Raw genomic sequence first — 13,161 nt, forward strand, 5'->3', positions numbered from 1 at the left:
TTAATTTTAATCATTGTTGGGCAATTTTTACTTATTGCCTGATTGCTTGATCTTTAAATAATAATATAGTAATTCAATATGTTTACCGGAATTGTAGAATCAGTGGGCAAGGTGCTTGGCATTGCCCGTGAGGGCAGTAATATTCATTTTGATATACAGTCTAGCCTCAGCCAGGAGCTAAAAATCGATCAATCTGTGGCCCATAATGGCGTGTGCCTCACGGTGGTGAAGATCGCAGAGGATAGCTATACCGTCACCGCCATTGACGAAACCCTGCAAAAAACCAACCTTGAGAGCTGGAAAGAAGGCAGCAAAATCAACCTGGAGCGCTGCATGCCTGCCAATGGCCGATTTGATGGACATATCGTCCAAGGACATGTGGATCAGGTGGGCTCCGTAAAGAAAATAGAAAATAAGGACGGAAGCTGGATATTCGATATCATCTATGAGCCCAGCATAGGGAATATAACCGTCGAGAAAGGATCCATCACCCTGAATGGCACCAGCCTGACCTGCTTCAATAGCATCGAGGGGGGCTTCTCCGTGGCCATTATACCCTATACTTATGAGCATACCAATTTTCATCAACTTCAGGAAGGGGATAAGGTCAATCTGGAATTTGATATTGTGGGGAAGTATATCCAAAGAATGATAAAAGGCTATCAATAAAAAAAAATCCCTAAAAATGGCCGCCTCAGGTTCCACTTTTAGGGATATGCTCATTTTACTGGTCTTGCCCTAGCACTTGTTTAGTGACTAGTTCCTGAAGCCTGAAGGCCACCCAATAGGCGGCAAAACCAGCTAAGATCCCCACAGTAGCCCCCACAAATACATCCGCGGGATAGTGGACACCTAAATATATTCTGGAATAGGATACGATAATGGCCCATGGAAACAGCCATTTTAAATAGCGATTATTCCCTCTAAAGGCCAGGTTCATAAAGGTGGCGAGGGAGAAAGTATTGGAGGCATGAGAGGAGGCAAAACCATACATGCCACCACAATGGCGGTAATTATGCATGATACTGTCCCAGCGCAGGTCATGGCAGGGACGCAGCCTTTCGAAGTAGGGCTTCATCAGCCCGGAAGTGGTCTGATCACTAAATAGGATGGCCAATGCAATCCCAATAAATACCCATATACTTGCTTTTCCCTGAGTTTTGATAATGAAATAAGCCAATAATGCATATAAGGGAAGCCATAAAGCCGTGCCGGAAATCGCATACATCACCTCATCCAACCAATCTTGATGAAATGAATTTAGGAGTATAAATAACTTTTCATCTAAATCTTTAATCGTTTCTATCACGCTATTCTTCTTTTATCCAATTAATACCTTTTTTAAGCAAGGCCAAGGTTTGAGCTTCTTTTGATCCTATTGCTGGCTGATGCATGTATTCCCAATTGGCTTGTGGTGGCATACTCATCAGAATGCTCTCCGTACGCCCATTGGTATCTAGTCCAAATTTGGTTCCGGCATCCCACACCAGGTTGAATTCGACATACCTGCCTCTACGTAAAGCCTGCCATTTTTGTTCCTGCTCGGTATAAGGCAGAGCTTTGTTTTTGGCCATATAATGGGTATAAATGTCTGGGAAGAGCATCCCCACTGCTTTTACAAATTCGAATATTGACTCGAAACTATTCTCTTCATTGGCGGTCAGCCGATCAAAAAATATACCTCCAATCCCGCGTGTCTCCTCACGATGGGGGATATAGAAGTAATCATCCGCCCAGCTTTTGAATTTGGTATAATAGTTCTCATTATATTGATCACAGAGTCCTTTCAGCTGCTGATGGAAATAGCTGGCATCCTCCTCGTCCACATAATGAGGGGTGAGGTCTATCCCGCCGCCGAACCAATAGGTGCCATTGCTCATCTCAAAATAGCGGATATTCATATGGATTATAGGCACCATCGGGCTGTGCGGGTGGATGACAATGGATACTCCCGTGGCAAAAAAATCAGCCTGCTCCAGCTTTAGCTTTTTGAGAATCTTCTCAGGGGTGGGGCCGTGTACAGCCGAAAAAGCCACGCCTCCCTTGGCGATAATCTTTCCAGACTGAAAAATACGAGTTCTACCACCTCCGCCAGAATCCCGGGTCCATAAGTCCTCAGCAAAATGTCCCGCTCCATCTGCCTGGGTCAGTTGCTCACAAATATGATCTTGAATCCTTTTGAAATCTTCTGCTATCTGCTCTTTGGTGATTGATCCTGCCATAATTTTGGTTTATTTTGTTAGCCTAAAATTACGGGAAATAATACGGATATCTGAATTTATAAAAGGTTAATAGCCTGTAAATGGACCATGATTTTTGTCATGTTTCGGAAGGTAAACCGCATAAGGCTGCCTGAGCGATTGTCTATCAGGAATTTAGGAAAATGGGGGAGGGCTTCATTAGAAAGGATAACCAATACCAATATTAAATACGGTCTGGCCCTTGTCTCCTAAAGGGCTACGGAAGGAGAGATTGTCCAACACGAATCGCTCCCCTTCAGGCTGAGCAGGATCCACAGCCTTGATGCCCATATCCAGACGAAGCACCAGGAAATCAAAATCCATGCGGATCCCCAAGCCTGTGCCCACCGCGATGCCGTTCACAAAGGTGCCAGCCTTAAACTGCGAGCCAGGTCGCGTGGGGTCATATCTGAGGGTCCAAGTATTCCCTGCATCCACAAAAAACACCCCATCAAAATAGCCAAATAACTTCCTCCTAAGCTCAAACATCCCCTCTATTAGGATGTCTCCAGGCTGCTCGTACCTATAGTCAAAATTTCCCTCTTCATCTGTCTGTGGCGTATAAGTTCCCGGTCCCAGTCGGCGGGGCTTCCAAGCTCGAATACTCGTGCTTCCACCCGCAAAAAAGTACTTTTCGTAAGGCAGTACGCCTTCACTAATACCGTAAGGGATGGCCAGGCCCGCATTGATCCGGTAGGCGAAGGTGGTCTTTCTGCTCAATGGAATATACCTGCGGAAGTCTGATTGGAATTTGAGGTATTGGAAATATTGCAAACTCCTATCCTTAAAATAATCGGCATTGATTAAGTTGAAACTGGTTCCCCCACTTTCGAAATATAAGCGCCATAGCGATGAGCGATCTCTTTGCCATAAGCCATATTGGTTAAAATTGATAATGACCTGGCCAGAAATACTGCTGACATAGGAAGATTGGAATGAGTTGATCAGGTTATTCCCTTGTTCTTGGAGCTCCACTAAGCGTTCCTCAAAGGCAGGATCCAGATTGGACCGGATGAGGTTGGCATCTAGCAGACTGATCGTGTACTGCTGACGCTGATTGGTGGTGGCCCAGTTATAGGCCAAAACTGTATTAAAACCTTCCCTGATATATTCAGGGCGGTTGACGTAATTATACCCGATCAGGGTTCTCGTGCGTGGGTTATATTTCCCGTACCTTTTTAGGCCTTGCTTGCTAAAGGGCAAAAGGAATTGGGGGTAAATTATGGAGGCTGAGGTGCTGAGTTCCCGGCTTCGATAGACTCCTCCGGCAGTGGTGGCGGAGGCGACCCCTTCGAGACCTGCACGAAAATTAAATTCAAAGATTTCCAAACCTCGGAAGAGGTTGCGGTTTCGCAGTGAATGGGAAAAGAAGGGGCCTGGAAGCTGTTCGGTAATGCTTGCTCCCAGCTGGTTAGTGATTTGGTATTTTTCGTTTGGCTGGGTGAAGATCCGCGTTGTTATTTGATTGCCGGTGGTGTCAAAGGAGATATTTATAAATCTGAATATATCCAAATTGGCCAATTGTCTTTGCGTTTCCAGCACAGCGGTTTTGCTGTATTTGCTGCCCTTTTGGATAAATACCCGCGAGTCTATGATTTTTTCCGAATAGCGGTTTTGATACATCAGGTAGGTGATGTCCCCGTATTGTCTTTGGAAACTCTTGTCCTGAATCACCTCCGTGGGGGTGCTGATATGGAATATCACCGAATCAATAGTATAGACCTTATGCTCATTGGTATAGCTGGGATTACGAATGAGCTGCTCGATTACCACGTTTTTGTCCACCGTGTCCTTATAGACATTATAGCTGATATAGGACTTGGAAAAGGTATAATACCCCGAATCTTTGAGGAGATCCTCTAGCCGCTGTCTTTCCTGGGTGAGGTTGTCCTGATTATAAGGTCTTCCACTTTTAAGATTGCTGCTTTTGGATCGCTGCACGAGAAAGTCACTGATGCCCTCGTCACTGGATTTGGTATAGACACTATCTACGAGGTAGGGACTGTTTTCCTCCACAGTATAGGTGATATAGGCCTTTTTCTTTTCCTTCTTGATGGAGGTAGAAATAGTCGCATCAAAGAAGCCATGATTTACCAAATAATTCTGAATTTCCAATTCGGTGGAGGCGGTTTTAGCGCTGTCCAATATGCTCTTTGGATTGCCTGTTCGCATAAACCAATTGCCATAATCCAGCTTGCGTTTAATACTTTCTATTCGGTTATTATACTTATATAATTTTCGTTCAGCCTTTTTATTGGTGGGATTTTGGTCCAGTTCTTCTGCGAGCTCGTTTTGCTTTTGTGTATAATGGTTGATCTTATTGGTCAGCTTGGCGCTATCAAAACTTGATTCACCCATATTATAAATAAATACCCCTGGGGAGAAATTTAATACGGGAATTCGGGTGTTCGGATATTGCTTAACGAGCTGCTTTACTTTGACTTCATTGGCTTTTTTTACGCCTTTTAGGTCCACATCATAGATAAGATATTCCTCTTCCTCCAGGCCTCGTGTCAAAGAACATGAGGTCAGCAAAAGAATAGCAAGAAGAAAGTTTATATATTTGATATTAATCACAATAATGCACCTTAATGATCAGCAAAAATACGCTTAAGTTTATTAAATCCTTGCAACAGAAAAAATTCCGTAAGCTCGAAAGGGCTTTTTTCGTGGAAGGATCCAAGAATGTAACGGAAATTTTGAAATCAGATTTCAAAGTTACTCATCTCTTGGCAACAGAAAAATATATTTCTGAGCATCATGGCCTGATGAGTCAGCTGGATGTGGAGATTTTGGAAGCCAGCCCTAAGGAGCTCGCTGCCGCAGGGACCTTCCTGACCAATGATGCAGCACTTGCTGTTGCAGAGCTCAAAGAAGAGCGTCCTTTTGAGGTGGGGACTGAGGAGCTGGTGCTGGCATTGGATGATATCCGTGATCCAGGCAATATGGGGACCATCATTAGAATTGCTGATTGGTATGGAATCAGCAAAATGGTTTTCTCTAGCCAGTCCGCCGATTTTTACAATCCCAAAGTGCTTAATGCAAGTATGGGCTCTTTTTCCAGAGTGCAGTTTTTCTACGCCCCTCTGGAGGAATACCTGAAGACTCAGTCGGCTCCCATTTTTGGGGCCTACCTGGACGGGGAATCCGTGCATACGGCGAGTTTTGAGCCTACGGGAATTTTGCTCATGGGAAATGAGTCCCAAGGCATCTCCGCAGAGTTGGAGCCTTTGGTGACCAAAAAAGTCACCATCCCTAGCTTTGGAGGAGCAGAATCATTGAATGTCGCCACAGCTACTGCGGTATTATGTGACAATTTCCGACGAATAAAGAAATAAGGCCATGGGTCAGTTGAAAAATATTCTTTCCAGAGCAGGCCTAAACGGCTTCTTTCTGGCCCTTATAGGGACAATTTTATTGGCAAATATTTTCCCTGAATGGGGCGCCGAAGACAGTATCATCCCATTTAAAGTGATTACTCATTATGGAGTTTCTCTGATTTTCTTCTTCTATGGGGTGAAGATGGATCCGGTAAAGCTGCGAAGTGGATTGGGCAATTGGAAATTGCATCTCTTGATCCAGAGCACCACTTTTTTAGTTTTCCCGGTTATTGTCCTATTGGTTCAGGCCCTATTTGGTGCTGGTGATGACCCTATTTGGCTAGGTGCTTTTTACCTGTCGGCATTGCCCTCCACGGTGTCCGCCTCTGTGGTGATGGTGTCCATAGCAGGAGGGAATGTACCCGCAGCCATTTTCAACGCCAGTATTTCTAGCATCGTAGGGATATTTATCACCCCGATCTGGATGGAGTTGTTTTTGGAAGGTAGCGAATTGTCTTTTGACTTGCTAAGTACTTTCTGGCAGCTAAGCTTGCAGGTTTTATTCCCTGTGGTAGCAGGATTTCTTTTGCACCGGGTCCTGGGGCCTTTTGTCAATAAGTACAGCACGACGCTGAAATATATGGACCAAAGTATCATCCTGATGATTGTGTTTTCGGCATTTTCTGCGGCAGTAGCCCGGGGAATGTTTGAAGGCAGAAGTTGGGCATTCCTGATAGGTCTGGGAGCCAGCATGGCCTTATTATTTGTGATGATGGCTGCTTTGATGTTTGGCATGGGCAAGCTGCTTGGATTCAATCGGGAGGATCAGATCACAGTGCTATTTTGCGGTTCCAAAAAATCCCTGATCCAAGGCGCAGCTATGGGAAAAGTGCTTTTCCCTGATCCGGTGACCTTCGGGGTGATTTTGCTTCCACTGATGCTTTATCATGCCCTTCAGCTGGTGGCCGGAAGTATTATCGCCCAGCAGCTGGCCGCAAGGCAAAAAATAGAATAGCGATTAGCTGATTTCATTTATAGCCTACCTCTATTTATCATTCATCTCCTTACTGGATGGTAAATAGCGGCAAATTCCGACAAAATCTCCTGAAATAGTATAAGCAGCTTCCCTTTCAGGAAGGCTGAGAGTAAAGTTATATCCATAAAGTACTGCTCAAGGTCATATTATTGATCCTCTAAGGGTTAGATAAGAGGCATTAGTGAAGGTAGTAGCTTTCCTCAGAGGGCATTTTAGGATTTTAAGGATAAATTTATTTGACCCTAATAAATCAAAAAAAAAACGCTGGAAGTGAGGATTTCTATCCCTACAGATACCCTAATATCATAAAATGCAGGAATTGGAGAAGAGGTTTCCTGCAATTACCTTCATAATAGTAAATCTCAACAAATATTATTATGAAAAATCAAGAGGAGAAAACCTCTTCAATATGAAGCGAAAATTAAGTAATAAAGGTGAATTATGAGCCTCTTTTATACCCGAAAAAAGCGGGCTAAACGCCAAAGTAATGGGATCGGTAAAGTATCTAGCTAATGGCGGTATTTCCGGCAGCTTCCTCAGCCATTCTCGCTGCGAATTCCTTACCGAGATAGTTGTCTATCAGTTTATGACCTAGATAGAGCAGAGGGGTAAGAAGTATGGCCACCGAGAATTTATAGATATAATTGATAATGCCCACGGCGACTAACTGATCTATGGACCAGTTTCCGAATACATAAAAAGCGATTCCCAGTACCACAAAGGAGTCGATAAACTGGGAGACGAGGGTGGATCCGGTAGCTCGCAGCCAAATCATCTTATGGCCCGTGATTTTTCTTAATTGTTGAAATACATACACGTCAATCAGCTGACCTAATAAAAAGGCGGTGAGGGAGCCGATAATAATGCCCAGACCTTGTCGAAAGATAACATCAAAGGCATACTCTATATCGAAGGCATTGCCTTCCGGGTCGGTGGCATTGACATCCAGCCAAAACTGTGCGGGAGGCAAGGCGGTAACAATTGCGATAAAGACAAAGCTATAAGCGATAAAACCAGCCGTCAAAAAGCTAATTTTCCGCACTCCTTTCTTTCCAAAATATTCATTGATGATGTCGGTAGTGATGAAAACCACCGGCCAGATGACTGCCCCGGCAGTTAGGTTAAAGTCCAGGACATATTCACCAAAGAACGTCCAGTTGGCAGGAGGAATACCCAAGGTACCTTCACCAGAGAAGATTTTTACTCCGATGATCTCTGCTAAGATGGCATTGGTAAGGAAAATACCGCTTAGGATTATGAATAAATTGGTTTTCTTCTGCTGAAAACGATCCTCCTCTTTGTTTTTCATGGCCTACACCCGGTACGTTTGGCCTTCTATACTTAGTCGGCTATTGGAAAATACCCCTTCGGCCTCCATAAGTAAGCCATCCAACTCTATATATCGCGTGCTATAATGTCCCAAAAGCAAGGATTTAGCTCCTGCTGCTTGGGCGATGGTGGCTGCCTGCTTGGCGGTAGAGTGGAAGGTCTCGCTGGCTCTTTCTGCTTCTGTTTCCATAAATGTGGCCTCGTGATACAGCAGGTCCACGCCCTTGACGTAAGGGATCAAGTCCTGATCAAAAATGGTATCCGAGCAGAATGCATACCTCTTAATAGGTAGGGGAGCGGCCGTAAATTCCTCAGCACGATAGACCTTTCCTTCCATATCGGTATAGTCCTTCCCATTTTTCAATACATTGATAATAGGGATGCTCAGCGGTGTTTCTTGCAATTTTTCCTTTATAAATCGCCGTAAACCGGGTTTTTGCTCAAATTTGAAGCCTGTGCAAGGCAGTCGGTGCTTGAGGGGAAAGCTATGCACCTTGAAATTCTTGGTTTCTAAAAGCAGTTCCTGCTCTTCCGGATTGGTATGGACAAACTTCAGGGGATAGCAAAGCTTGGTATTTCCATACTTAAGGTGCGTAGTGATAATTTCATCCAGCCCTTTTGGTCCATAAATGGTGAGCGGGTTGAGTCTTTTGTTGAGGTGAAAAGTGGAGATCACTCCCATGAGCCCAAGGTAGTGATCTCCATGCAAATGGGATATAAATATATGGTTGATCCGCGTGGACTTCACCTTATATCGTTGCATCTGGATTTGGGTGGCTTCGCCACAGTCCACCATCAAGGCTTGGCTTCCCATCGTGATGATTTGGGAAGTCTGGTTTCTGTCGTGGGCAGGGACAGCGGAGTTAGAACCTAAAATGGTGACGGTAAATTCCAAACTTAATTTTCTTCTTTGCTACCGTCGATTTCATGAATGAAGATGGCATCGGCAGCCCCCTCAATCGAGTCAGCGATATTGAGCACCTTGTCCAGCATAGAGATTTTGATCAACTTGCTTACATGTTCCTGAGGATTAGCAATGATGAATATCCCCCCGTCCTCACTGAAGGAACGGTGGCCAACAAGCAGGGCACTTAATCCACTGGAATCAGCGTATTTTACATGGCTCATGTCCAATACCAGGTTTTGGTATCCTTCAGCATGCACGGTAAGAAGCTCAGACTTCAGCACCGGCGATAGAGGAGAGTCTAATTTTTCCTCCTGAAGGGTGAAGATGACGTATTGTTCTTTTTTATCAACTGCGTATTTCATTTTTGTTTGTTCGTTTGGCAGCTTTGGCTGCTTGGTTTAGTGCTGTTATTATTTTATCTCCTGTTCGATAGAGCTCTTGATTCGCTCCATCAGCTGCGTGGTATCAGCTTTTACAAATTCCTCCCCGGTTATTTTCTCATAGAGTTCAATATACCTTTCAGAAATATCTTTTACAATTTTATTGGGCATATTAGGGACTTTCTGACCGTCCTTCCCTTGGAAGCTATTAGCAATCAACCACTGACGTACAAATTCTTTGGAAAGTTGCTTTTGAGGCAGTCCTGCTTCTTGATTTTCTTCATAGCTGTCTGCGTAGAAGTACCTCGAAGAATCCGGCGTATGCACCTCATCTATTAGCAATATCTCCTCTTTATATTTGCCAAACTCGTACTTGGTGTCCACCAGGATCAGGCCTTTGTCAGCTGCCATCTCTGTACCTCGCTGAAATAAAGCATGGGTATATTTCTCCAAAACCTCATAGTCCTCCAGGCTTACAATGCCTTTGGCAAGGATGTCTTCACGGCTGATATCTTCATCGTGCCCATGATCCGCTTTGGTGGTGGGAGTGATGATAGGCTGGGGAAGCTTATCATTTTCCTTGAGCCCTTCGGGAAGGGATACCCCGCAGATGCTGCGCTTTCCTTCTCTGTATTCTCTCCAAGCATGACCGGCCAAATAGCCTCTGATGACCATCTCTACCTTAAAAGGCTCACATTTTTTGCCCACAGTTACATTGGCATCCGGGGTGGAGGTCACCCAGTTTGGGACGATGTCGGAGGTGGCTTTTAGGAATTTGGCCGCTATCTGATTGAGCACCTGCCCCTTGTAAGGAATAGGAAGTGGCAATACTACATCAAAAGCAGAAATTCTATCTGAAGCGACCACCGCTATCTGCTCTTCAAACATATATACATCTCTTACCTTTCCTTTATAAAATCCCGTTTGTTTGGGGAATTCAAAATTGGTCTCTTTAATGGCCGTATTCATGATGTTGGTATCGCTTAAGGTGAATGAGGGGCTGGTCCTTTCGGGGCCCATGATTTTATTCCTTTATTAATAAATAGCAAAAATAGGAGACTGCTGGATTTTAACCTTTCATTTTCTGAAAAATTATTCAATTAATTGCCCCCAGTTATCATATTTTTCTGTTTTTGATAGCTCTCCTTCTGCGGAATAATAATTCCATTGCCCTGCTTTAAAGCCATTTTTGTAAAAACCTTCCGTTAACAACCGCCCATCGCTTCCAAAAGTTTTAAACTCTCCCGCTTTTTTTCCTTTAAAAAACGTGGTGATCTGGCGAATATTGCCATCCTCATCCAGTTGGATCTCCTTTCCATCTTTCAAATTATTATAATAGTCTTGCTGCAAAACCTCTTTTCCCTCCGCATTAAAACGAATAAGGGTGCCCTCCAGTAGTCCCAAATGGTAGGGGATGAGCTCGGTTTTGGTTCCCAGTGAATCATATACGAGCACCTGCCCCTCAGGAAGGTCATTGTCAAACATCACCTTTTTATACAGTTGACCATTTTCATGATAGAATTCATGCATCTGCCTTTGGCCCTTGTTTATATAGCGGATCAGCTCTGATCGTGCCCCGGAAGGATAATACAGCAGCTGATCGCCTATTGGATTACCATTTTTATAGCTTACTTTTTCCTGAATTTTGCCCGAAGGGAAATATACAATGATCTCTCCATCAGGCTGGCCATTATTAAATCTGGCCGTTCTGGCAGGGCTGCCATCCGCATGGAAGCGATTGTTTGGGCCATTTTGCACCCCCTCTCGATAGATGGAGCTCTCTTTTAACGTTCCATCAGGATAGTAGGTCCTTAGCTCCCCGTGCAATTGACCTTGACGGTAGTTTTCGGAGGCTTTTAGCTGGCCATCTTCATAGTAGGTTTCCAGGAGACCTTCTTTTTGACCCATGGAATAATGCGTTCTGGATTGGACCTGCCCAGAAGGAAAGTAGATGAGATGCTCGCCCGAAGGCTTTCCTGCCTGCATCATCACCTCTGAATGGAGACTGCCTTCCGGGTAATAATTAAGCACCTTTCCTTCCAATTTATTCTGAAGGAAATTTGCGCTTTGAAGGATATTTCCATTTTCGCTAAAACTGAGACTCGGCCCCTCTCTTAAGCCATCCACATAATGGACTACCCGTAAGGTGTCGGTGCCATTTGGGAAGAACTCCACGAATTTCCCCTCGCGGTATCCTGCTTTGAATTGTCCCCTTAGTCTGAGGTTTCCTTCCTCTGTAAACTGTTCGTAAAGGCCTTCTTTTAAACCATTCTTGCTGTCATATTTCTCAAAGATCTTTTGCTCCTCCTCATCATGGTAGGTGATGATCTGCTGTGCCTTTCCGGTGATCGATAGGAGAATAAGGAGCAGGCCTGTTAATAGGGATTTGTTCATGCAGGGTGTTTACTTATCTTAATGGCTAAGGTTTTCGATGATGATGGCGGATGCACCACCTCCTCCGTTGCAGATTGCCGCAAGGCCATATCTGCCGCCGCGTTGGATCAGAATATTGGAAAGGGTGGCCATGATGCGCGCACCTGAGGCACCCAGCGGATGGCCAAGTGCCACGGCTCCTCCGAAGATATTGAGGCGGTCTGCGGGGATGTTCAGCTCCATCTGATTGGCGATAGCCACCGCCGCAAAGGCCTCATTGATTTCAAAATAATCTATATCAGCCATCGTTAGCCCAGCATTTTTAAGGGCTTTGGGGATCGCCAGAGAAGGGGCAGTGGTAAACCATAAAGGGTCCGTGGCAGCGTCTGCAAAGGCGATTATTTTGGCCACAGGTTTAAGCCCCAATTCCCTTGCCTTGTCCACCGATGCCAAAACCATAGCGGCAGCACCATCATTCATGGTGGAGGCATTGGCGGCAGTGACGGTGCCTGTTTTACTGAAAACTGGACGAAGGCCAGGGATTTTTTCAAATAACACCTTCGCATATTCCTCATCTTCCGAGATGCTACTTAGCTCACCCTTCCTGCCCACCACTTCCACAGGGGTGATTTCCGGAGCAAAGGCACCACTTTTCCAAGCCTCTGCGGCCCTTTGGTAAGACTGAATCGCATACTGATCCTGAGCCTCCCGGCTAATATTCATTTTTTCAGCGGTATTATCCGCACAGTTGCCCATGGGGAAGTCGTTATATACCTCATGTAAGCCATCATGAGCCAGGCCATCCACGAGCGCCCCATTGCCATATTTATAACCAAATCTTGCCTTTGGGATATAGAATGGCACATTGGACATGCTTTCCATTCCTCCTGCTAAGACCAATTCATTTTGACCAATCATGATGCTCTGGGCTGCTATCGTGGCCGCCTTCATGCCTGAGGCACATACTTTATTGATGGTGGTGCAGGGAACCTGATGTCCCAGTCCCGCACCTAGGGCGGCTTGTCGGGCTGGTGCCTGACCGAGATTGGCGGACAATACATTGCCCATAAATACCTCCTCGATTTGATCCGCACTTATACCCGCTTTGCTGAGTGCGCCACCTATCGCGATGCTGCCTAGTTTAGTTGCCGATAATCCTGCTAATACTCCTCCAAAACTCCCCATTGGGGTTCTGGTAAGTGATAAGATGCATACTTCTTTCATTTGGGCTTATAGTTTAATGGTTGAAATCATTGGTTTTTTTCCTCAGGTTTGCTCCAAATCCAGCCTGTAAATGATCAAAGCTGAATAGGGAGGTGCTGATCACAGCCATTCCTAGAGGATACACTTATAAATATAAAACTATAAATCAAGGACACCCAATTTTGCACGCTGGATTCCCTCAAAAGTTAGAAGGTTAAGCCGCCACTTCGTATGGGAATGTTTTGGGGGTGAGGCTCCGGGGTAGAGCTCCCTGCTATGAGGGATTAATGATGGGGATGTTCTCCTTCCATTTATATTTTCCGCACTATAATTACCCTTAAAATATCCCTACCAGTCGCTCAATGCAATTTGC

Annotated in this window: 12 protein-coding genes; 3 read left to right on the top strand and 9 right to left on the bottom strand. The window is 44.9% G+C overall.

What is annotated here, in order from left to right; translation table 11 throughout:
- Positions 1 to 78 precede the first annotated feature (78 nt).
- A complete protein-coding gene (locus B050_RS0115090) occupies positions 79 to 669 on the top strand; it encodes a riboflavin synthase (protein ID WP_018474777.1) in 591 nt (196 codons plus the stop codon).
- A 55-nt stretch (positions 670 to 724) separates the two neighbouring features.
- On the opposite strand, the gene B050_RS0115095 is transcribed toward B050_RS0115090, so the two are convergent.
- From B050_RS0115095 to tamL, 3 genes are all read right to left on the bottom strand, one after another.
- Positions 725 to 1,309 carry a phosphatase PAP2 family protein gene (locus B050_RS0115095; RefSeq protein ID WP_018474778.1) on the bottom strand — a complete coding sequence of 195 codons (585 nt, stop codon included), beginning with the start codon at positions 1,307 to 1,309 and terminating at the stop codon, positions 725 to 727.
- A gap of 1 nt (position 1,310) precedes the next feature.
- Positions 1,311 to 2,222 (bottom strand): oxygen-dependent coproporphyrinogen oxidase, encoded by a 912-nt coding sequence (hemF, locus tag B050_RS0115100; protein ID WP_018474779.1) that lies wholly within the window; start codon positions 2,220 to 2,222, stop codon positions 1,311 to 1,313.
- 177 nt (positions 2,223 to 2,399) lie between these two features.
- The gene (tamL, locus tag B050_RS0115105; protein WP_157492825.1) at positions 2,400 to 4,817 is read right to left on the bottom strand and encodes a translocation and assembly module lipoprotein TamL; all 2,418 of its coding nucleotides are present in this window, start codon (positions 4,815 to 4,817) and stop codon (positions 2,400 to 2,402) included.
- 14 nt (positions 4,818 to 4,831) lie between these two features.
- On the opposite strand from tamL, the gene B050_RS0115110 reads away from it, so the two are divergent.
- Both B050_RS0115110 and B050_RS0115115 read left to right on the top strand, forming a co-directional pair.
- Complete coding sequence (locus B050_RS0115110; RefSeq protein ID WP_018474781.1) at positions 4,832 to 5,578, top strand: TrmH family RNA methyltransferase; 747 nt, start codon at positions 4,832 to 4,834, stop codon at positions 5,576 to 5,578.
- 4 nt (positions 5,579 to 5,582) lie between these two features.
- Positions 5,583 to 6,575, top strand: coding sequence for a bile acid:sodium symporter family protein (locus B050_RS0115115; RefSeq protein WP_018474782.1), 993 nt, complete (start codon positions 5,583 to 5,585; stop codon positions 6,573 to 6,575).
- A 526-nt stretch (positions 6,576 to 7,101) separates the two neighbouring features.
- On the opposite strand, the gene B050_RS0115125 is transcribed toward B050_RS0115115, so the two are convergent.
- The 6 genes from B050_RS0115125 to B050_RS0115150 form a co-directional block, all read right to left on the bottom strand.
- A complete protein-coding gene (locus B050_RS0115125; RefSeq protein WP_018474784.1) occupies positions 7,102 to 7,905 on the bottom strand; it encodes a queuosine precursor transporter in 804 nt (267 codons plus the stop codon).
- A gap of 3 nt (positions 7,906 to 7,908) precedes the next feature.
- On the bottom strand, positions 7,909 to 8,820 hold the full coding sequence (locus tag B050_RS0115130; RefSeq protein WP_018474785.1) for a ribonuclease Z: 912 nt from the start codon (positions 8,818 to 8,820) through the stop codon (positions 7,909 to 7,911).
- Positions 8,821 to 8,822: 2 nt separating this feature from the next.
- A complete protein-coding gene (locus B050_RS0115135; RefSeq protein ID WP_018474786.1) occupies positions 8,823 to 9,194 on the bottom strand; it encodes an STAS domain-containing protein in 372 nt (123 codons plus the stop codon).
- A gap of 48 nt (positions 9,195 to 9,242) precedes the next feature.
- Entirely contained in the window at positions 9,243 to 10,181 is a 939-nt protein-coding gene (locus B050_RS0115140; protein ID WP_026235927.1) for a phosphoribosylaminoimidazolesuccinocarboxamide synthase, read from the bottom strand.
- Between the two features lie 123 nt (positions 10,182 to 10,304).
- Positions 10,305 to 11,606 carry a toxin-antitoxin system YwqK family antitoxin gene (locus tag B050_RS0115145; RefSeq protein ID WP_018474788.1) on the bottom strand — a complete coding sequence of 434 codons (1,302 nt, stop codon included), beginning with the start codon at positions 11,604 to 11,606 and terminating at the stop codon, positions 10,305 to 10,307.
- Positions 11,607 to 11,624: 18 nt separating this feature from the next.
- On the bottom strand, positions 11,625 to 12,809 hold the full coding sequence (locus B050_RS0115150; protein ID WP_018474789.1) for an acetyl-CoA C-acyltransferase: 1,185 nt from the start codon (positions 12,807 to 12,809) through the stop codon (positions 11,625 to 11,627).
- Positions 12,810 to 13,161 lie beyond the last annotated feature (352 nt).

The organism is Echinicola pacifica DSM 19836, from assembly GCF_000373245.1.
Classification (GTDB): domain Bacteria; phylum Bacteroidota; class Bacteroidia; order Cytophagales; family Cyclobacteriaceae; genus Echinicola; species Echinicola pacifica.